This window comes from Streptosporangium sp. NBC_01469 (genome assembly GCF_036227305.1).
In the GTDB taxonomy this organism is placed as follows: domain Bacteria; phylum Actinomycetota; class Actinomycetes; order Streptosporangiales; family Streptosporangiaceae; genus Streptosporangium.
Genome location: NZ_CP109465.1, coordinates 4311979 through 4331895 on the forward strand (window position 1 = coordinate 4311979; position 19917 = coordinate 4331895).

Sequence of the window (19917 nt, forward strand, 5' to 3'; positions counted from 1 at the left end):
GACGGGAGCCTATGACACGGGCCCGGTTGGCCGGGTGATCCCATGTGCGGGAGCGGGCCGCTCAGAGCAGGCGGCGGGCTCCCTCGGCCGGGGTCGCCGGGTAGATCTCCGGTGTGGCCCAGCCGCGCTCGGCATAGGCCCCGGCCACCGACTCCCGTACGGACTCCACTCGGTCGTCGGCGACCAGCGCGATCGCCGACCCGCCGAACCCGCCCCCGGTCATCCGCGCCCCGCGCGCCCCACCCCTGACCGCCGACTCCACGGCCACGTCCAGCTCGGCGCAGGACACCTCGAACTGGTCGCGCAGCGACAGGTGGGAGGCGTTCAGCAGCGCCCCGATCTCCCGTACCGCCCCGGCTCGCAGCAGCCCGATCACCGCCTCGACCCGATGGTTCTCCGTCACCACGTGCTGGGTGCGCCTGCGCTCGTCGCCGCTCAGCTTCGCGAGGGCGCCCGCCAGGTCCGTGACGTCGCGCAGCGCGTCGACCCCCAGGCGCTTGGCGGCGTTCTCGCAGTCCTTGCGGCGGCGGGCGTACTGCCCGTCGGCGAGCTCGTGGTGCACCCCGGTGTTGATGATCAGCAACTGCAGGCCGTGACTCGCCAGGTCGAACGGGATGTTCCTGGTCCCGAGGCTCCGGCAGTCCAGGAACAGCGCCTTCCCCTCCTCACCGAGCGAGGAGGCCGCCTGGTCCATGATCCCGCACGGCATGCCCACGAAGTCGTTCTCGGCCTTCTGCGCGGCGAGGGCGATCTCCATCTTGGTCAGGCCGAGCCCGTACAGCTCGTTCAGCGCCGTGGCGACGACCACCTCCAGCGCCGCGCTCGACGACAGTCCCGCCCCCTGGGGCAGGTCCCCGTCGATCACCACATCCGCCCCGCCGACCGGGCGTCCCTGTCCCTGTCCCTGCCCTTGGCCTTCCTGCTGTCCCTGCTCCCGCCCCGCTTCGCGGAGCGCCCAGAACACCCCGGCCACGTAGCGGGCCCAGCCCTCGGCCTCATCGGGCGTCGCCAGCGTCACCGGCTCATCCGCCTGCAGCGACCGCAGCCTGATCACCCCGTCCTCGCGCGGTGACACCGCCGCGGTCACCCCCCACGGCAGGGCGAACGGCAGGACGAACCCGTCGTTGTAGTCGGTATGCTCCCCGATCAGGTTGACCCGCCCCGGAGCGTGCCATACCCCGGCCGGCTCCATGCCGTACGAGTCCCTGAAAGCTCCAACAACGCGCATGATTCAACACTCCTCAACAAGGTCCACCAGTAGGGTAGCGATTCCGTCCGAGCCCGGTTCCATGCTCGGTTACCGCCGAAGGTCACATCTTGAACCCGTCCCGCCCGGCAGGTGTGCGAACAGCGCCTACGTTTGGTTGAATGCCGCGTACGGCGTGCGCGAGGGGCGGTAGCTCAGCCGGTTAGAGCAGGGGACTCATAATCCCTGGGTCGCGGGTTCGAGTCCCGCCCGCCCTACCTCTCGTGAGCAGGAAAAAGTACCTCTGACCTGCCCTTTTGTGTTCCTGGCAGTTTTTGCGATGTCCGGTTGTCAACGACCGTCACCGGCGTCCTGCGGTTGGCCGTGCTGAATACGTGCTGAAGTCCGGCCGAGATCATTGGCCTTCCAGGGCGTCGGAGATGCGGCGCTTGACCGCTTCATCCACTTGGCGTAGATCTTCAGCAGCACGTCCACACTGTGCCTCAGCCCGGTCCAGTGGGCGACCTGGGTCGCGGGCACCCCGGCGTCGAGCCAGGTGGACAGGCGGGCATGTCGAAGGTCGTAGATGCGATTGCCGAGCGGTGAGGCGTACTCGGCTCTGTCCAGCACCGTGACACGAGTTCTGTCCCACGCTCGCCGGTAGGTGATGGTCGGCAGGTCCCCGCCGTTGATCCCGGTGAACAGCCGGCACGCCTGGGCGTCACGCTCGGCGACGTCGGGGTCGCGGGCGTAGCAGCCGTTACCGCATCGCACCTCGGACAGGCCGGCCTCCCTTCGTCCATCAAGGGCGCCAACGGGCCTTGCTGAGGCTTGCCCCTGCGACTCCCTTGAAGCTTACAGGGTCACAAGATCACGGCTAAATGGTAATTATTAATAGATTCCGCATGCCGGAGTTATTCGGAATGGAAAGGGCGATTCAGGCTTCATGTCGTCTCGCAAACCCTCGGTCCTCGGGAGAAACCTGCAATGAATGGCTTTATGAAGAAATTGCGTGCCCCCCTCCTGGTAGCGGCCTGCGTCGCCGCCCTGACGGTTACGGCCGCAGCCCCTGCGCACGCGGCGGGAGGCAACTGGCTCCACGTGTCCGGAGGCCAGGGCAAAGCAAGCTGGACCTGGTCGTCCAGCAATCCCGCCAACCTCGACGGCATCACCCTCGTGGCCTGGGATCAAAAGTGCGACAACATAGGTGTCTACACCTACATGCGGATCGTCAATGAACTGGGTTCCGGGAAAGACACTCGTAAGCACACCGACTCGTGCAGTGGTGGGGAGTCCGGAGTGGGAGGACTCATCTGGCGAGACAACGCTCGCGTCAAGGGTGTAACCGTTTATGTCTGCGCGGACGTAACGGGGACCGATATCTGCGGATGGAGCTACTACGATAACCCTTATTCGAGCTAACGCGTTAATGCTTTCGAGGGCATACCCGGTGTAAGCCTATAACGCGGCGCACAGGTTCTGATCTGTAAAGCGCCAAAGGGTGGGCTGGTCGAGCTGCCCGAAGCCGGGCAGCTCGACCAGCCCGTAGGTCCGCGGGATGGTCTCGACCCTAACGGACCACATGTCCGGAACCTTCGAGGCACCCCCAGGCGCTCAGGGGCGGAGACTGTGTGGCACAAGGGGCCTGGATCAGTGATGCACCAGCCGGACGATGGCGACGATACCGACCGCCACGATGAGGAAGCGCAACACGGCGGGGCTGAGGCGGCGGCCTATTTTGGCCCCGATCAGGCCGCCGAAGGCAGAACCGATCGCGAGGAGCACGACGGCCGTCCAGTCGAAATCCGCGGAGAAGAGGAAGAAGAGCGCGGCGACGGTGTTGACGACGGCGACGAGGACGTTCCTGACGGCGTTGAGGCGTTGCAGGGTCTCGTCAAGGAGCACGCCCATCAGGGACATGTAGATGATTCCCTGGGCGGCGGAGAAGTAGCCGCCGTAGACGCTGGCGAGTGTCAGTCCGATGAGAAGCAGCGGGCCGCCGTCGGGGTGGGGTGAGCCGCTGGTGCGCTCGCGGTGCCGCCGCACGCTTTCGCTGATCCGGGGCTGGAGCAGGACCAGGACGAGGGCGAGGCCCACCAGGGCCGGCACGATCCTCTCGAACCACGTGGCGGGCCGGGCCAGCAGGAGCATGGCGCCCGCGAGGCCGCCGAACAGGGAGCCGACGCTCATCTTCAGGATGCGCCGGCCCTGGCCGCCGAGCTCGGCGCGATAACCGATGGCCCCGCTGATGGAGCCGGTGATCAGGCCGAGCGTGTTGGAGACCGCGGCGGTGACAGGTGGCATGCCGGTGGCGAGCAGAACGGGAAAAGTGATCAGCGACCCGGAGCCGACGACGGTGTTGACGACGCCTGCGCTGATGCCCGCCGCGAGGACGGCGAGCATCTCCCACGGCGTCACTCCGTCGCTTCCCTCGCGGAATCGGCGTCCATGCCCGGCCAGGCGGCGCGCGAGGGCCATGCTTTGCGGCGTACCGGCCCAAGCGCCCTTGGAGCCGGCGATCCGGTGAGGAGCCGTTCCGGCAGCAGGGCTCCCGGTGGATGGGGCCGGTCGGTTACCGAGGACCACAACGCGGCGGTGACGCCTGCTTCGGCCAGGGCGGGTGATTCCGTCTGACGTGCGGTGTCCGGCGAGATTCTCACGTGGCCGACGCTAGACCGGAAACGCTTCGGAGCCTGGCGAAGTGTCCCGGTTGTCCGTTCCGGCCGAACCCTGCCGACAGCCGGTGCGTCAAGCCGCAGAAAGCAGAATAGGTCTGACGAAGTTGTTCGAGCTCACCCTGCAACTTCGGCGCGCAGCACCCCATGGTCGCATCCGACCGATGCCGAGCACCGGGAGGATGCCAGCGATCATCTGGATGCGCCCGCCTGATACCTTCCTGGCCCATGCTCGTGCGCACAGCCGTTGCCCAGATCCCGATCTCCTGGAACATCCCCGGAAACCTGCGCGAGATCACGCGAGTGGTCGAAGCCTGCGCCGATGACGACCTGGTGGTCTTCCCCGAAGGAGCTCTGTCCGGCTACGGCGCCGACCTGGCTCCGCTTTCCCTGCTGGATCCAGCCGAGCTGGATGCGGCTGTTACCGGGCTCGCCGAGGTGGCCGCGCGAACCGGTGTCCACGTGATCTGCGGATCGCTGGTCCCCGATGCCGGGCAGTGGTGGAACGCCTCCCTCGTCTTCACCCCCCAAGGTGAGCGGCACACCTACCGGAAGATCAACCTGGCGATGAACGAGCGTGGCGTGCTGGCCGCAGGCTCCGCCCTTCCCGTGTACCGGCTCGCGCTTCCCGTGGGAGAGGTCACTGTCGGGACGCAGCTCTGCCGGGAGATCCGCTTCCCCGAGCAGTGGCAGCACCTCGCCCGCTGCGGCGCGCAGATGCTCGTGTATCTGACGAATGCCGCCAACCCCACCGAGCCGTACGGGGTATGGCGCAGCCACCTGATCAGCCGAGCGGCCGAGAACCAGCGATGGGTGCTGTCCGCCAACGTCGCCGATCCGGTCACCCACTGCCCGACGATGATCATCTCCCCGAGAGGCGAGGTCGTCGCCGAGACGGCCGACGGGGAACCTGCCGTGCTGCGCGCGGCGATCGACACCAGCGGCGTCGGTGACTGGTATCTCGGCCAGCGCCGCCACGACGTCATCGACGCCCGCTATCTCGGTTCGGTCTGACGGGGTCGCGTCCAGGTACGGGCTGCGTCGCTTCCCCTTGCGTCCTGGATGCTCCACAACCCCGTTGGCAGGGTGCATGCGAACGTGGCAGGCGCGTTGGCAGCCTGATTCCGGAATTCTGATTTCGGAATCGGCAGTGTTCATCCGAACAGGACCGGTGCGCGTAATCCCCGGGATGTAGACATCTGATTTGCGTAGAGCGTCAAGCCCTTGGTTTCGGCAAATGCTTTCAAGATTGCTTTTTGGGATGATGGCGGGATGTCTCGCCCGCGAATTCGCGTCGCCGCCTACATCATCCGTTATCGATCCGCTCCGGAGCTGCTTGTCTTCGATCACGTCGGCATGCCCGAAGCGGGTTCTCAAGTACCGGCGGGAGGGGTCCGGCCCGATGAAAGCCTGGAACAGGCTGTCCTGCGAGAAGTCATCGAGGAGACCGGCCTGACCGGACTCTCCATCATCGGGCCCATTGCGGTGGACAACAGGCCGCGTGCTGATACCGGGCAGCCGCGGCGGACAACGTTCTTCCAGCTCACGGCCCACCCGGATAGCGCTGATGCATGGCACCACCATGTTCGCGGTGATGGAGAGGACGCGGGGCTTGAATTCGCGTGCCGCTTCGTTCCGATACCGCTGGTAGAGCGGTTGGCCGATGCTCAGGACGCGTGGCTGAGCCGCATCGATCGACGATGGGGGAAGGCGGCTGACTCGTCGTAGGTCTTGCGGTTGTGCAGGCAGTGGAACAGGCAGCCGAGCATCCGATCGAAGGTGTTGCGCGGCGCGCTGGAGTGCCGGTCGCCCTCGGCACGCCGGTAGTCGTAGTGCGCTCGGGGACCTGGTGCCCGTAGGGAGGCGAAGGACCACACGTAGCTGACGGCGGCCAGGCGCTGATTCTTCACCTTGCGATGGTGGACGACCAGGCTCTTGCCCGAAGCGCGGGTGATGGGCACCGATGCGGCGTAGGCCTTCAGCGCGTGGGCGTCGGAGAAGCAGGTGCGGTCGTCGCCGAGTTCGGCGAGCACGCGGGCGCCGGTCAAATCGGCCCGGCCGGGGAAGCCGGCGATGACCTCAGCGGCGGGCCGGCACCTGGCACGACCAGCCGTTGCGCACCAGAAGCTTCCGCACGCCCTGAATCGTGTAGGCCAGATGAAAGCGTCAGCCGATCAACGTCTTGATCCGGGCGAGCGTCCATCGTCGGTCCTCCCAGCCGTGCTCGGCCGGACCCTTGGCCAGGTCCGCCTCCAACTGCGTGAACTGCTTCTGGCTGAGCCTCGGCAGCGACGCCGGTCCCTGCGCCCGCGGCGCCCGCGGACCGCCCTCGTTCCATGTTAGGACGGGGCGAGGACGCAGAACTCGTGGCCCTCCGGGTCGGCCAGGCATGTCCACGGGACGTCGCCCTGGCCGAGGTCGAGGTCGGTGGCGCCCAGAGCCCGCAGCCGGGCCACCTCCGCTGCTTTGTCGTCACCGGGGTACGGCAGCAGGTCGAGATGGACGCGGTCTGGCACGGTCTTCACGCCGGGCGTGCGGAGGAACTCGAGATACGGGCCGACACCCTTGGCGGAGCGCAGCGTCGCCTGGTCGTCGGTCACCTCGTGCAGGGGCCAGTCGATCGCCTCGCCCCAGAACCGGGCCATGTCCCGCGGATCGGCGCAGTCGACCACCACCGCGGCGATCGGCCCGGTGTCCCGGTAGATCTCCCGAGGCTCCAGCACGCAGAACTCGTTGCCCTCCGGATCGGCGAGGACCGTCCATGGCACGTCGCCCTGGCCAACGTCGGCGGGCGTCGCACCGAGAGCCTGGAGGCGCGCGACCAGGTCCGCCTGATGGGCCGTGGAGGTGGTGGCGAGATCGAGGTGCACACGGTTCTTTGTCGTCGTCTTGGGTTCCGGGACGGGAACGACGTCGATGCAGACGGCGACCGGGTCCGGCCAGACGAGGCCGCCGACGGGTCCGACGTAGGTGGTCACGCCGGGGCTGTAAGCACTCCAGCCGAGGGCTTCCGCCCAGAACCGGCCGACGGCCGAGGCATCAAGAGCCTTTATGTTCACCTGAACAGGTCGCAGCGCCATGCCGGCGATCCTATGCGCCCGCTCCGCGACGACATCCGCACCATCGCCAAACAGAGATCAACTCGCTCACCGGCCGCGATGCTCAGCTCGCTGACCAGAGCGCTCAGCCCACCAGGTGAACCGCTCACCTGACAGATGAAGTGCTAAGTCACAGTCGGCCCCTGCGACACCACGAGTTCAACCAGCCGTGGCAGGTGGCCCGGCCACCTTGGCGGCGCGCGTTCCGACGGGACGTCGTAGAGTCCGATCATGATCGAGTCGATCCCTCCCACCGCGTCACTTCGCTTCCTTCCCGTCCCCTGGCCTGACTCGGGCGTTGGTACGTGGGCGAACGATCTGGAGGAACGCCTGGTGGCCCTGGCGGGTGAGCACGGCTTCCAGCCCTCGCATGCCACCAAGAGCAAACTTGAACTTGTCCATCCCGGCCGACACCGGGTCGTCTACCTCGACCGCAAGAGGCTCCGGCGGCAGACCATCGCCGTGATCGTGCCGCCCTGGGTAAGGCTGGACGACATACGTACGGTCTCAGGAGTGACCCTCCCCGAGAAGTTCTTCCACAGCTCCAACATGCGGACGTTTCCCAAATCCGTGAACACCGGTGAGAACGAGATCCCGTACGGATACTCGCTGGAGTGCGTGGGCCTCACCGTCTTCGGTCACCTGCTCGATCGGATCTGACGATCGTCGTACGGATGAACGAGTTGCCGGCGGCGGCTCCGCCCTATGCGGGCAGGGCCGATCCCGGAAAACTCGGTCGGTGGGTATGCGAGTAGCCGGTGAACTTTTGGGTCCGCGGTGAGATTCGCGAGTTGTGCGGCTTTCGAAAAACGTCCGCCGATTCGGACAACCGAAAATGTGAGCGGCTGCTGAAGCAGGCACCGTTCGGCCATGACCCAGCTCATTCTGTCCTGGGACGGCCAGCCCTGGACTGTGCGTCCTCGCGGTGTGCCTGCCGCAGGAGAGTCGAAAACGGACCGGCATGCCCCTGCTCGTATGGTCCAGCCGATATCCCCGCGGGTCGGCAGACTCTTATTAAATCGTATTGCGGATCATGCCGTGCATGCCGATGATGTTGCTCATCTCTATGGCATGGGCGGTGTATGTGACGACGGACAACTCGATTCGGCTCGCAGGGAACAGCCTCGTCATCCGTTTTCCCAAGAATCCCGAGTTCAACAGAGAGCTACGACGGATAACCAGCGGGCTAGTTCAGTTCGACTATCGGCTCGGCGGTTATCGGATGGACGCCGACGAATTGGAGCACTCCACGGTAAGGGAGAGCCTGAGAGGTTTCGCGCGACGCCACGGCCTGTCCTTCCGAGGCGAGGCATGCGTTCGTGCGGGGGCGTTTCTGACGGCCAACGCGGTCGAGCGGGTCCGGGCCGAGATCAGGGCGATCGAGAACAGGCTCCGAAGCACTCGTTCCATCGGTTCGAGCGCTCGAGACGAGAACGTCGAGCCCTATCGGGATCAGTTGGGCGTCCGGCGTCGTGACCTGTACTCCATGCGCGGCTGGCCTCGCCTGAAGAGCCGCCCCGCCGGATGCGGCCTGGTCACACCGGGCAGCCTCGTGCGCATCCGCCACCCCGATGGAGAAGAGGGGACGGTCGTCGTTTCCGCGGTCGAACTCGACGGCTACGAACGAGTGTCTCCTTTCGCCGAACTCGGACAATTCCTCACTGCGGCTTCCGTGGGCGAGGACCATAGGCTCAAAGGCGGTTCGGCACGAACGGTCAGGGTCGTCGCGGTGGACGACTGATGTAGCCGTGTCACGGTATCCCGGCCGACCTTCGAAGGGCATTCGCCGGGTCCCGCGTGGTCCGATCAACGGACGTCGTGAAAGCGACCGCAGGAAGCTAGGCGAGCACCGTGCGAGCAAACCCGAAAGACGCTTTCCCGTGGTTTCCAGGTGTGCCTCATTTACCGAGGAACGCGCTCGCCCCGCCGCTGTGCGACACGTACAACGCGTCGCGGGCTCGGGTGCAGGCCACGAAGAGCAGGCACCGCTCGCGCTGGAGGTCCTGGCGATGGGTCGCCGCGTCCTCGTCCTTCGGCGTGACCGCGAACGGGGCGGGGACGACACCGTCGTCCACGCCCACGACGGCGACACAGCGAAACTCCAGTCCCTTCATGCGGTGCATCGTCCCGACCCGGACCGACTGTGGCGAGACCTCCGTCGCGGCAAGGGGAATGCTCTCGATTCCCGCCGCCCGGAGGGCGTCGCCCACCGCGTTCGCCAGCTGGACGGTTCTGGTGGCGACGCCGATGGCGTGGAGTTCCACGCCGGAGCCGACCCAGCTTCGTACCTGATCGCAGAGCGCGTCGAGTTCGGCGGCCCTGTCGTTGAACTCTTTGACGACGGGCCGCCGTCCGTGCAGGGTCGAGTGGTAGCCCGCCAGGGTGTCGGGTTCGTCGATCAGGGAGTCCACCGGATCCGGTCCCAGGAGCCGGACCGCCCAGTGAAGGATTTCCTGCGTGGTGCGGTAACTGAGCTTCAGCCGATGACTGCGGCCCCTGACGGCGACGCCGAGGCTTCCGAGCGACACCCGGTTGTCGTAGATCCGCTGATGGGGGTCGCCGACGAGGAAGATGTCGTCCGGGCCGGGATCCACCAGGGCCCGCAGCATCCGCCACTGCGCCGGGTGGAGGTCCTGCGCCTCGTCGAGGATCACGTGCCGGTATGGCTTCCGCGGTGTGGCCGTCATGATCCGGGCCGCTTCCTCGTCGACCTGGCGGTGGGTCAGGTAACCCGCCTGCCGTAGTCGCGAGGTGAACCCGGTGATCGCCTGCCAGACCAGGCGCCGCTCGTCCGCGGAGAGCTGGGTTCCCCGGCCGTGGCGCCTGCAGGTCAGGTAGGCCCGCTCGTCGCGGATGTCCTGGGCCAGCACGACCTGCTCCCACTCGCGCTGCAGGAACGACGGCCTTCGGTCGAGCCCCACGTGCGTGGCGACGGTGTTCCAGAGGGCCTCGCTCTCGCCCGCCCCGATGATCTTCGGGTGTCGCCCCAGGTGTTCGGAGACGATCTCGTTGGCGAGCTTGTCCACGTGCACCACGGTGATCTGCTTACGCGGCTCGGACTCGCCGATGAGCAGGTCGAGCTGCTGCGCGAGCGCCTCGGCCAGTGTCTTGGTGAACGTGGTGACCAGGATCTGTCCTCTTTCCCCGGCCGCCAGGTGCCTGGCCCGGTGCAGGGCGGTGACGGTCTTGCCGGTTCCGGCACCTCCGGTGACCTGGACCGACCCCGAGAAGGACTCCCTGTACGCGATCTTCCTCTGGGCCGGGTGCAGGAAGATCCGCCACGCGGCGAACGGGTGCTCCAGGATCCAGGCCAGCTCTCCCGGGCCGGAGACGAACGCGATCTCGCCGGGCGTCCGCTCCATGGCCGCCGCCAGGTCTCCGGGATCAACCCGGTGGGGAGCCTCCTCGGTGACCAGTAGCGCGCTGATCTCCGCCAGGGTCTCCTCGACGGTCATCCCGCCGGCCAGGGCGATCAGGGCGTCACGCTGGACGGCGGGGAGCACCTTCTCCAGGGCCTGCAGGTGGGCTTCGCCGGTGAGCAGCCGGACGAGGGGGAGAAGATCGGCGTCCACGCCGAGCCGTACGAGATCGGCGTCGGAGACATGGTCGAAGAGGCGGTCGGGTACGCTCTGGGCGGTCGCCTCGAGCGCCGGGCGCACCCGGTCCAGCGCGACCTCGTTGCGGACCTCCAGGACCCCCAGGACCTGGTTGACGGTGAACCTCCGGCTCGTGGCGTATTTGATCGCCTCGTCGTGCGGGAGGACCGCGACCATGCAGTAGACGTCGCCCCGTTCGGGTTTGAGGACGACGCCGCGCCAGAAACGGTCGATGCGGACGGTTCGCACGTGGGGATCGGCGGCCTTTTGCAGCTTTTCCAGATGGAGTCCGGCGAACGTGTGCTCGCGGAACTTGGAGATCGTCTCCCTGACCTGCCTGCGGACGTGCTTCTCAAGCCTGCCGTATTCGTCAAGGAACTCCTTGGAGAGCGCAAGCTCGGGCACGCCGTCGCCACCTTTCGCCGGTTCGAATTCTTATCGATACGCTCTGGAATATTGGTAGATCATGGTAGGACGTAATCGCCGGCCTATGCCATGAGGCAAGAAAACGTAAAGTGATGACTCGTGTGGGGAGCGGCGATGACGCAGGTGGCGGTTGAGACGTCGGGGCTGCCGGCCATCGGCCAGGTGGTGACCGTCAGGAACCGGCCGTGGGTCGTGGCCGACGTCCGCCAGGGCAGTGTGGCCGGCTCCGACGACAGGACCCTCACGTCCCGGGCTCCCCACGTGGTGAGCCTGGTGAGCATCGAGGACGATGCCCGTGACGAGCGGCTCCGGGTGGTCTGGGAGCTGGAGCCGGGTGCCACCGCCTACGAGCGGCACGCGTTGCCGAACCCCGCCCGGGGGTTCGACCCACCCGGCCATCTGGACGCGTTCCTCGACGCGGTCCGGTGGGGCGCGATCGCCTCGGCGGACACGACCGTGCTGCAGGCGCCGTTCCGTTCCGGCATCCAGATCGAGGAGTACCAGCTCGACCCGGTCGTGCGGGCGCTGTCGATGCCGCGCACCAATCTCCTGATCGCCGACGACGTCGGCCTGGGCAAGACGATCGAGGCCGGGCTGGTCATGCAGGAGCTCATGCTCAGGCACCGGGCCCGCACCATGCTGATCGTCTGCCCGGCGGGCCTGACGCTGCAGTGGCGGGACGAGATGCGCGACAAGTTCGGGCTGGAGTTCCGGATCGTCGACAGCGGGCTGCTGAAGGAACTCCGCCGCACCCGCGGACTCTACGCGAACCCGTGGACGCACTTCCCGCGGTTGATCGTGAGCATCGACTGGCTCAAGCGCGACCGCCCCCGGCGGTTGCTGCGCGACGTGCTCCCCCCGGTGCCGCGCTACCCGCGCGCCTTCGACCTGCTGGTCGTGGACGAGGTGCACACCTGCGCGCCGGCGACCCGGGGGAAGTACGCCGTCGACTCGCAGCGGACCGAGGTCGTCCGCGAGCTCGCACCGCACTGCGAGCACCGGCTGTTCCTGTCCGCGACCCCCCACAACGGCTACCAGAACTCGTGGACCGCCCTGCTGGAGCTGCTGGACGACCAGCGGTTCGCTCGGGGCGTCCCGCCCAGCGACGAGCAACTCGCCCAGGTGATGATCCGCCGGCTCAAGAGCGAGCTGCCGCCGAAGTGGGACGGTTCGGCGCGCTTCGCGACCCGCGTCATCCACGACCTGGACGTCCGCTACTCGGAGGCCGAGCGCCTGGCGCACCTGAGGCTGGCCGAGTACGCCGAGTCGCGCAGGCGGACGTCCGGCGGCAATGCCCAGCATGGCGCCGCCGACTTCGTCACGATGCTGCTGAAGAAGCGGCTGTTCTCCTCACCGCAGGCGTTCTCCGAGACGGTCGACAAGCACCTGGAGACCATGGTCCGGCGCGAGGACGGTGAGCGGCCCCTGCCCGCCAGGGCGCGGGAACGCGTGCTCAGACCGCTCGTGGAGCGGCTGGAGGAGACCGCCGAGGACGACGCCGCGTACGGCGAGGCCGAGACGACCGCCCTGACCGCCGTCCGACGGCTGCTGCCCCCGCTGACCGCCACCGAGAAGAGGCTCCTCGGCGACCTGCGCGACTGGGCGAGGGAGGCGAGGAAGCGGCCCGACGCGAAGTTCGACGCGATGCGCGCCTGGCTCGACCCGATCGTCCGCCCCGGCGGGAAGTGGAACGACGAGCGGGTCATCGTCTTCACCGAATACCGCGACACCCAGAACTGGCTGCGGGATCAGCTCATCCACGCGGGCTACCCCGCCGAGCGGATCGCCTGCCTCTACGGCGGGATGGACGACTCCGAGCGCGACCGGATCCGCAAGGTCTTCCGCGACTCCCCGGATCTCGACAAGATGCGGATCCTGCTCGCCACCGATGCCGCCAGCGAGGGCATCAACCTGCAGGACCACTGCCACCGGCTGCTGCACTGGGAGATCCCGTGGAACCCCAACCGGCTGGAGCAGCGCAACGGCCGCATCGACCGGCACGGCCAGCCGGCGCCGCAGGTCGACGTCTTCCATTTCGTCCCCTCCGACTGGCAGGAGGCTCGGGAAGGCTCGCTTGAGGACGAGCTCCAGTTCCTCACCGTGGCGGCCAGGAAGGTCGACCAGATCCGGGAGGACCTCGGCAGCGCGGGCGACGTGATCGCCGCCAACGTCGAGCGGAAGATGCTGGGGCGCCCCGCCGACTGGAGGGCCGCCGAGACCGAGATCGTCAGGCGGCGCGGCACGGCCGAGCTGAAGATCCGCCGTGACCTCGCCGCCGACCTGGAGAGGCTCACCGAGACGCTGCGTGGCAGCCGTACGAAGCTGAACCTGTCCCCGGAGACGGTGGAGCGGGTGGTCCGCACCGCGCTCTGGCTGGCCCACAACAGGGACCTGGTCGACGCCGATCCGCCCCGGGGGCTGAACGCGCGGTGTTTCCGGCTGCCGCCGATGTCCGGAGCGTGGGCCGAAGCCAGAAACGACGGGCTGCTGCACCCGGTCACGCACATGGAGCGCGTGGTCACCTTCGACCACGCCGCCGCGGTCAGCCGGACCGACGTCGTCCTGCTCCACCTCGGCAGCCGCCTCGTGCAGATGTGCCTGCACCTGCTCCGCGCCGAGCTGTGGACCTCCGGGGCCGACGGCGGCGCGAAGCTGGCGCGGGTCGCCGCCCGGGTCGTCCCCGGAGACCCGCTCACCTCTCCCGCCGTGGTGGCGCACATGCGCATCGTCGTCACCGGGGACGAGGGCACCCGGCTGCACGAGGAGGTCGTCCTCGGCGGCGGCACCCTCACCGAGGGCCGCCTGACCCGGGTGAGCGCCGAGACCCTGGAGGGCTGGCTCGCCGCGTCCACCGACGAGCAGCCACCCCGGCACGTTCTCGACCGGCTCACCGACGCCTGGGAGCGGCTGGAGCTGGAGCCGAGGATCGCCGGCATTCTTGAAGACCGGGCCAAGCGGCGCACCAAGCGGCACGCCACCGACCTGGCGGCCCGCCGCGAGAAGGACATCGCCGCCATGACCGCCGTCCTCGACGAGTTGCGCCGCACCATCGGCGCCGCCCTCGACGACGAAGGCTACTGGCAGCCCAGCCTGTTCGAGGCCGACGAGGAGCGGACGCAGCTCGCCAGGGACCGCCAGGCCCTGATCGAGCGGCGCGAGTCGATCCCCCGGCAGCTCGCCGACGAGATCGAGGCGATCACGCGCCGCTACGCCAATCCGACCGTCCGGTGGTTCCCGGCCGCGGTCACCTTCCTCGTGCCCGCCTCGATCGCCCACCGGGGGGCCTGATGCCGCCGCGCCGCAGAACCACGACCCCGTCGATCGCCCGTCAGCACGCCGACTGGATCAGCCTGCTGCGACCGGACGGCCCGTTCGTCTCGGTCGGCGTGCTCGCCGAAGCGCTGCCCCAGGGCCTGGAGACCCCCGCCGAGCGGAAGCTGGAACGCCTCGTCCAGGCGTGGGACGAGGTCCAGGCCGCTCCCGACGAGCTGAACTCCGCCTGGCAGGACCTCGTCCTTCGCGAGGTGCTCGGCCTGACCGGCCCGCTGGTCGCCGAGGGCGCCGGGTTGCCCGAGGAGGTGCGCGGGTACGGCCCCGCCGACACGCGCGTACGGCCCGACGGGGTCGCCTTCGGCCCGGACGGCGCCGGAGGCCGGGCCGAACGGCTGCACATCTACCGGCGCGGCTGGGCCGAGTCCCTCACCAAGGCCACCAGGGACCGCCGCTCCGCGGTCGAGGAGGCCGCCGACCTCTGCCGCCGCCGGGGTGTGCCGCTGGCGCTGCTCACCAACGGGCAGCTGTGGGTCCTGGTGCACGCCCGGGTCCAGGAGCCCTCCACGGTCGCGACCTTCGACGCCGACCTGTGGCTGGAGGAGCGCGACCTGCTCCGCGCCTTCACGACGCTGCTCGGCGCGACCCGCGTGCTCAAACCCGCCACAGGTGCGGCGGGTGACCCCACCGACAGCCTGGCCGCGTTGTTCTCCCGCAGCGCCGACGCGCAGGCCGAAGTCACCAACACCCTCGGCAGGCAGGTGCTGCGCGCTGTCGAGCTGCTCGTCGGCGAGCTAGCCCGCCTCGACCGGGAGTCCGGCGGCGAGCTTCTCGCCGCCGTGCCCGAACGCCGGGTCTACCGGGGCACGCTGAGCGTGATGATGCGCCTGGTCTTCCTGCTCTACGCCGAGGACCAGCGCCTGCTGCCCGTCGACTCCGAGCTGTACGCCCACTCCTACTCGGTCGGCGGTCTCTTCGACGAGCTGGAGGAGGCGCGCAGCAGGAACGGCGAGGCGGTGGGCGACCGCCGCAGGTCCGCCTGGCCCCGGCTGCTCGCCCTCTTCGGCGCCGTGCACGGCGGGTGCGAGCACGACGACCTGCGCATCCCCCCGTACGGGGGCGCGCTGTTCGACCCGGAGCGCTTCGCGTGGCTGGCCGACATGAAGGTCACCGACCGGGTCGTCCACGAGATCCTGCGGGCGCTGCTGATCCTGGTCGGTGACAGCGGCGCCCCGGAACGGCTCAGCTACAAGGGCCTCAACGTCGAGCAGATCGGCCACGTCTACGAGGGCCTGCTGGAGTTCTCCTGCGTCCGCGTGACCGAGCCGTACGCCGGGCTGTTCGGCAAGACCGAGCCCGAGCTTCCGCTGGCCGAGCTGGAACGTGCCCGCCGCGAGGAGGCCGACCTCGCCGCCTGGGTGGTCCGGGCCTGCGACACGACGGCGAACCGGGCGGCGAAGGCGCTGGCTGCCGAGGCGAAGCCGGTCGACCTGGAACGGCTCCGCGCGGCCTGCGACAACGACGACGCGCTGTCCGACCGGGCGACCCCGTTCCTCGGCCTGCTCCGCCGCGACCTGCGGGACCGGCCCACGATCTTCCCGGAAGGCTCGCTGATCATCACCCAGGTCGGCGACCGGCGCTCCACCGGCACCCACTACACGCCGCGCCCGCTCGCCGAGGAGGTCGTCGAGCACACCCTGGCCCCCCTCTGTTTCTCCCCCGGTCCCGCCGAGGGCGCCGAGCCGCACATGTGGCGGGCCAAGCGCTGGGACGAGCTGCTGGCGCTGAAGGTGCTCGACCCGGCGATGGGCTCGGGCGCGTTCCTCGTCTCCGCATGCCGCTACATCGCGGATCGGATCGTCGACGACTGGGAGCGGAACGGCGTGCCGGGGGAGATCCTGGACGCCGTCGGACCCGACTACGACCGCGACGGCCTGCTGCTGGAGGCCCGCCGCCGGGTGACCGCGAGCTGCATCTACGGGGTGGACCGCGACGACCAGGCCGTCGAGCTGGCGAAGCTGTCACTGTGGCTGGTCACTCTGGCCAAGGACCGGCCGTTCTCCTTCCTCGACCACGCGCTGCGCTGCGGCGACTCCCTGATCGGCGTCGTCGACGACCGGCAGCTCGTCGCCTTCGACCTCGACCCGGAGGCGGGGAATTTCCGGAACACCCGGCTCACCAACACCCTGGGGGAGACGGTCGGGACGATCCTCGACGAGGCCGAGCGGCTCCGCGTCGAGATCGAGAGCGAGCCGGTCCGCGACACCGCCCACGGCCGCGAGCTGGAGGCCAAGCTCGCCACCGCCGAGGCGCTCACCGGGCGGCTCCGCTTCGCGGCCGACGCCGTCGTCGCCGCCGCGCTCGCCGCCGCCGACGAAAAGAAGCAGAACCGCCGCCCGCACTGGGAGGAGCAGGAGGACGAGGACGAGTACGGCAGGCGCCTTGCCGAACTCGCCGAGGACGTCGAGGACGTCCTCGCCCCGCTCGCCCTGGCCATCAAGCTGGCGGGCGACCCCGGCGAGGAGGGGTACGGCTCCCGCCTCGCGGCCTTGGTGGAGCACCTCGACGCGGTCGAGGACGGGGAGCTGTATCGGGCGGTCGCCACGGCCGTGGACGCCGAAGACCGGGTCCGCGAGCTGATCACGCCCATGCTCACCGGCGACGGGCGCAGGCCGGAGCCGATCAGGCCGTTCCACTGGCCGCTGGAGTTTCCTGAGGTCATGCGGCACGGCGGCTTCGCCGCCGTGGTCGGCAACCCGCCGTTCATCGGCGGGCAGTTCATCTCGGGAATCGCTGGTGATGACTATCGCGAATATCTTGTGGAGTGGATTGCGAAGGGTAAGCGTGGCAGCGCAGACCTGTGTTCCTACTTCCTGCTTCGCAACCTGGCGCTGGCCTCCGCTGGTCGGGTCGGTATTATTGCCTCTAAAGCAGTCGCTACCGTGAAGACTCGCGCTGTTGGTCTTGATCAGGCTGTCGAATGGGGGTGGAATCTTTATCGTGGCACTAGCCCAAAAATCTGGCCCGGAACCGCATCTGTGTTCTATGTGCGGATTTGGCTCGGGAAAACATCCACGGATGAGAAGTGTTGGATCAACGATGAGCAAGTCCTCCAGGTAGCAACATCGCTGGGTGCTGAGGAGATCAGAATAGAGGGTGAACCAATTCCTCTCATCGGCAACCTGGAGCAGTCATTTCAGGGGGTAAACGTTTTAGGGCTTGGGTTCACGTTGTCTCCCGAAAATGCGCAGTCCTTGATTGATGAGGATCCGAGAAATAATGATGTTATCTTCCCGTATGTCGATGGAAAAGAGTTGAATTCGCGCTGGGACTCCACCCACTCCAAGCGATGGATAATTAACTTTCGAGGCTGGACGCTTGAGGAAGCTCAACGGTATCCTGGGCCCTTTGCAATCGTAGAGCGAGAGGTTAAGCCCTTTCGGGCGACCAATAAACGTCAGGCGCGTAGGGAGAGATGGTGGCAGTATGCAGAGCGGGCGCCCGGGCTCGTAGATGCCATCGTGGACCTCAATGATGTTGTTGCGATCGCTCGGGTAAGCAGTACCGCGATGGCGACCCTCGCTCCCGCTCGTCAGGTGTTGAACGAAAAAGTCATCGTTTTCACCACTGATGATCGCCGTTTACTTGCATTGTTGGCCTCGCAGATCCACATTGCGTGGGCGTGGAAACATTCCGGTTCACTGAAGGGCGATCTTCAATATACGCCGACGCGGTGTTTTGAAACTTTTCCGCAACCAACGCTGGTTGAGCGAATGAGACTGGCCGGACAAGAGCTAGACGTTATCCGAAGGCGGGTGATGACAGACAGGAGAGAAGGGCTCACCAAGATTTACAACCGAGTTGATGATGATTCTCAAAACGATGACCATATCCGTCGTCTGCGCGCCATCCATGTCGAAATCGATGAGGCAGTTCGGGAGTCGTACGCACTAGATGAGGAGCGAGAGCCCGCGATCAGAGAGTTCGAGATGCGAATGGCTTCAGCTCAGCTACCGTCCTGGCGTGAGATCGACTTGAGCTATGGATTCCACTTGACTCGACAGGGGATAAAGTTCACGATCAGCCCAGAAGCTCAAGCTGATGTGCTTGACAAGTTACTCGTGCTTAATCACTACCGGCACCGGCAGGAGCTTGAGCAGGGGATTCGCAAGTCCAAGAAGGCGCGCGCCACCCGCAGAGCAAACCCCGTCTCGCCAATTATGGATCGCACCGGCAGCTTGGACCCGGTAGCGGAGGGAATCGATTCCTCCTTTGAGGATGGACTGTTTCCGCCGGACGGGGCTCTCTTCTGACTGGGCTTGTGTTGTTCCTGATCTCGGCCTGAGGCGTCCTCCTGCTCTGGGCGGACGGTTTCCCCTGACCGAGAACAGGTCAGTGATCGAAGTTGCCTGTCTTTATACCGTTGACGAACACTTCCCACTCGGTGGGGGTGAAGAGCAGCCTGGGGCCGTTCGGGTCCTTGCTGTCGCGGACTGCGACCACCCCGGGCAGGTTGGCCGCTACCTCAACACACTGGCCGCCGCTGTCTCCGGAACGCGACGACTTCCGCCACACGGCGCCGCTCAGACCCATCCCCGCCTCGCCTTCTCGATCATTTTGAGGGACACGTGCTCAGGATAGGCCCAGAGCCGTATCGCCTCATAGCGCTTCCAAACCGATGTCACGGAATCAAGATCTGTCATGATCTGTCCTTCCGCTGAAGATTCTGCATGAATGGCACCCGGTTGCCCGTCTGGAAGTTCGGCGATCGTGAAAGCGCCCATCATGCCCGCGAGGCATTCCGGGCTGACAATCTGGATGGAAACGGTCGGTCTTTGAGTGATCTCCAGCAGGTGGCCGAGTTGTTCGTGCATCACGTCAGCTCCACCGACCTTGCGACGCAGAACGCCCGCGTCGATGAGTACAAGGAGGAGGGGAGGATTTTCCCGACTGAGTATCCACTGCCGGTGCATACGAGCTCGAACTCGTTCTTCCACCTCGTCGGGGGTGATCTGAGGAGCCTGAGCGAAGAGGTAACGGGCATAGGCCTCCGTCTGGAGAAGGCCGGGGATGAGGAGCGGATCCCAGGAGCGCAGGACGAGGGCGGTCGGCTCGATCTCCTCGACCCAGCTCTGGAACCAGATCGGGCCGCCAGGCTGGGCGAGGATGCGCTGGCGGAGCCGGGTGAAGGCGTTGCCATCGGCTGTCGCGAAGAGCCGGTCCAACTTCTCGGCGTCGGACTTCGACGGTGTGCGACTGGCGCCTTCCAGTCGGCTGACCTGGGTCTGCGTGCATCCCAGCCGGGAAGCCACGGAGGACTGCGAGAGCTGCGCGGCCTCCCGCAGCCGACGCATTTCGGCACCAAACCGCACGCGAGGGGATCCAGGGTCGAGGGGCGGCACGCCTTCCATCGCATTTCCTCCCGATTTAGAAAAAACGGACTTAATGGTCGGCCGGTGATATCGAATCCAGTCCAGATAGACCAACGGCTGTCATCATCCGCTCTAGCCTGGATTGCCGATCCAGTAGTCGGTCGACTACCGATAAGGCATTCTAGGCACAGGAATCCTCCTCATGAAAGTCTTGACAAGAAAGCGGTAAGCCATTTTCTTAACCGGAGACGAATCGGGCCGGGAATGAATGAGATGATCCTCTTTCGGTCGCCT

17 protein-coding genes and 1 tRNA gene are annotated in these 19917 nt (G+C 67.0%); 8 read left to right on the forward strand and 10 right to left on the reverse strand.

All coding sequences use genetic code 11. The features are described from left to right. Nucleotides 1-61 precede the first annotated feature (61 nt). On the reverse strand, nt 62-1228 hold the full coding sequence (gene galK, locus OG587_RS19340; protein ID WP_329092212.1) for a galactokinase: 1167 nt from the start codon (nt 1226-1228) through the stop codon (nt 62-64). Between the two features lie 162 nt (nt 1229-1390). Between galK and OG587_RS19345 the strand changes: the two genes are divergently transcribed. Continuing rightward, nucleotides 1391-1464: transfer RNA gene (locus OG587_RS19345), tRNA-Ile, on the forward strand. Between the two features lie 73 nt (nt 1465-1537). Here the strand turns inward: OG587_RS19345 and OG587_RS19350 are convergent. After that, nucleotides 1538-1960 (reverse strand): hypothetical protein, encoded by a 423-nt coding sequence (locus tag OG587_RS19350; protein ID WP_329092214.1) that lies wholly within the window; start codon nt 1958-1960, stop codon nt 1538-1540. 225 nt (nt 1961-2185) lie between these two features. On the opposite strand from OG587_RS19350, the gene OG587_RS19355 reads away from it, so the two are divergent. After that, the gene (locus OG587_RS19355; protein WP_329092216.1) at nt 2186-2608 is read left to right on the forward strand and encodes a hypothetical protein; all 423 of its coding nucleotides are present in this window, start codon (nt 2186-2188) and stop codon (nt 2606-2608) included. A gap of 36 nt (nt 2609-2644) precedes the next feature. Here the strand turns inward: OG587_RS19355 and OG587_RS19360 are convergent, their stop codons facing one another. Then, on the reverse strand, nt 2645-2770 hold the full coding sequence (locus OG587_RS19360; protein ID WP_329092218.1) for a hypothetical protein: 126 nt from the start codon (nt 2768-2770) through the stop codon (nt 2645-2647). A gap of 66 nt (nt 2771-2836) precedes the next feature. After that, entirely contained in the window at nt 2837-3664 is an 828-nt protein-coding gene (locus tag OG587_RS19365; RefSeq protein ID WP_443075590.1) for a sulfite exporter TauE/SafE family protein, read from the reverse strand. A gap of 425 nt (nt 3665-4089) precedes the next feature. Between OG587_RS19365 and OG587_RS19370 the strand changes: the two genes are divergently transcribed. Continuing rightward, on the forward strand, nt 4090-4875 hold the full coding sequence (locus OG587_RS19370) for a carbon-nitrogen hydrolase family protein (RefSeq protein WP_329092221.1): 786 nt from the start codon (nt 4090-4092) through the stop codon (nt 4873-4875). Nucleotides 4876-5085: 210 nt separating this feature from the next. Continuing rightward, a complete protein-coding gene (locus OG587_RS19375) occupies nt 5086-5589 on the forward strand; it encodes an NUDIX hydrolase (protein ID WP_329092223.1) in 504 nt (167 codons plus the stop codon). Here OG587_RS19375 and OG587_RS19380 read toward each other — a convergent pair. From OG587_RS19380 to OG587_RS19385, 3 genes are all read right to left on the reverse strand, one after another. After that, the gene (locus OG587_RS19380) at nt 5529-5936 is read right to left on the reverse strand and encodes a transposase (protein WP_329430866.1); all 408 of its coding nucleotides are present in this window, start codon (nt 5934-5936) and stop codon (nt 5529-5531) included. The two genes, OG587_RS19375 and OG587_RS19380, sit on opposite strands and share 61 nt — an antisense overlap. A 4-nt stretch (nt 5937-5940) precedes the next feature. Next, the gene (locus OG587_RS47195) at nt 5941-5997 is read right to left on the reverse strand and encodes a hypothetical protein (RefSeq protein ID WP_443075626.1); all 57 of its coding nucleotides are present in this window, start codon (nt 5995-5997) and stop codon (nt 5941-5943) included. A 203-nt stretch (nt 5998-6200) separates the two neighbouring features. Continuing rightward, nucleotides 6201-6941, reverse strand: coding sequence for a VOC family protein (locus OG587_RS19385; RefSeq protein WP_329092225.1), 741 nt, complete (start codon nt 6939-6941; stop codon nt 6201-6203). A 249-nt stretch (nt 6942-7190) separates the two neighbouring features. On the opposite strand from OG587_RS19385, the gene OG587_RS19390 reads away from it, so the two are divergent. Together OG587_RS19390 and OG587_RS19395 are read left to right on the forward strand one after the other, a co-directional pair. Beyond that, nucleotides 7191-7619, forward strand: coding sequence for a hypothetical protein (locus tag OG587_RS19390; RefSeq protein ID WP_329092227.1), 429 nt, complete (start codon nt 7191-7193; stop codon nt 7617-7619). Nucleotides 7620-8001: 382 nt separating this feature from the next. Further along, complete coding sequence (locus OG587_RS19395; protein ID WP_329092229.1) at nt 8002-8700, forward strand: hypothetical protein; 699 nt, start codon at nt 8002-8004, stop codon at nt 8698-8700. 157 nt (nt 8701-8857) lie between these two features. Here OG587_RS19395 and OG587_RS19400 read toward each other — a convergent pair whose 3' ends face one another. Continuing rightward, nucleotides 8858-10960: a UvrD-helicase domain-containing protein gene (locus tag OG587_RS19400; protein WP_329092231.1), complete on the reverse strand. Its 2103-nt coding sequence runs from the start codon at nt 10958-10960 to the stop codon at nt 8858-8860. Between the two features lie 135 nt (nt 10961-11095). Between OG587_RS19400 and drmD the strand changes: the two genes are divergently transcribed. Together drmD and OG587_RS19410 are read left to right on the forward strand one after the other, a co-directional pair. Next, nucleotides 11096-14269 carry a DISARM system SNF2-like helicase DrmD gene (drmD, locus tag OG587_RS19405; protein WP_329092233.1) on the forward strand — a complete coding sequence of 1058 codons (3174 nt, stop codon included), beginning with the start codon at nt 11096-11098 and terminating at the stop codon, nt 14267-14269. A gap of 236 nt (nt 14270-14505) precedes the next feature. Further along, a complete protein-coding gene (locus OG587_RS19410; RefSeq protein WP_329092235.1) occupies nt 14506-18564 on the forward strand; it encodes an Eco57I restriction-modification methylase domain-containing protein in 4059 nt (1352 codons plus the stop codon). A 79-nt stretch (nt 18565-18643) separates the two neighbouring features. On the opposite strand, the gene OG587_RS19415 is transcribed toward OG587_RS19410, so the two are convergent. Both OG587_RS19415 and OG587_RS19420 read right to left on the reverse strand, forming a co-directional pair. Beyond that, nucleotides 18644-18844, reverse strand: a complete 201-nt coding sequence (locus OG587_RS19415; protein WP_329092237.1) for a DUF397 domain-containing protein — start codon at nt 18842-18844, stop codon at nt 18644-18646. Continuing rightward, the gene (locus OG587_RS19420; RefSeq protein ID WP_329092239.1) at nt 18835-19737 is read right to left on the reverse strand and encodes a helix-turn-helix domain-containing protein; all 903 of its coding nucleotides are present in this window, start codon (nt 19735-19737) and stop codon (nt 18835-18837) included. Before OG587_RS19420 ends, OG587_RS19415 begins: the two co-directional genes overlap by 10 nt. Nucleotides 19738-19917: the final 180 nt, after the last annotated feature.

Coding starts and splice junctions, on each gene's coding strand:
- galK (WP_329092212.1), bottom strand. CDS start 1,228: ATGCGCGTTGTTGGAGCTTTCAGGGACTCGTACGGCATGGAGCCGGCC.
- OG587_RS19355 (WP_329092216.1), top strand. CDS start 2,186: ATGAAGAAATTGCGTGCCCCCCTCCTGGTAGCGGCCTGCGTCGCCGCC.
- OG587_RS19360 (WP_329092218.1), bottom strand. CDS start 2,770: ATGTGGTCCGTTAGGGTCGAGACCATCCCGCGGACCTACGGGCTGGTC.
- OG587_RS19365 (WP_443075590.1), bottom strand. CDS start 3,664: ATGGCCCTCGCGCGCCGCCTGGCCGGGCATGGACGCCGATTCCGCGAG.
- OG587_RS19370 (WP_329092221.1), top strand. CDS start 4,090: ATGCTCGTGCGCACAGCCGTTGCCCAGATCCCGATCTCCTGGAACATC.
- OG587_RS19385 (WP_329092225.1), bottom strand. CDS start 6,941: ATGGCGCTGCGACCTGTTCAGGTGAACATAAAGGCTCTTGATGCCTCG.
- OG587_RS19390 (WP_329092227.1), top strand. CDS start 7,191: ATGATCGAGTCGATCCCTCCCACCGCGTCACTTCGCTTCCTTCCCGTC.
- OG587_RS19395 (WP_329092229.1), top strand. CDS start 8,002: ATGCCGATGATGTTGCTCATCTCTATGGCATGGGCGGTGTATGTGACG.
- drmD (WP_329092233.1), top strand. CDS start 11,096: ATGACGCAGGTGGCGGTTGAGACGTCGGGGCTGCCGGCCATCGGCCAG.
- OG587_RS19415 (WP_329092237.1), bottom strand. CDS start 18,844: ATGGGTCTGAGCGGCGCCGTGTGGCGGAAGTCGTCGCGTTCCGGAGAC.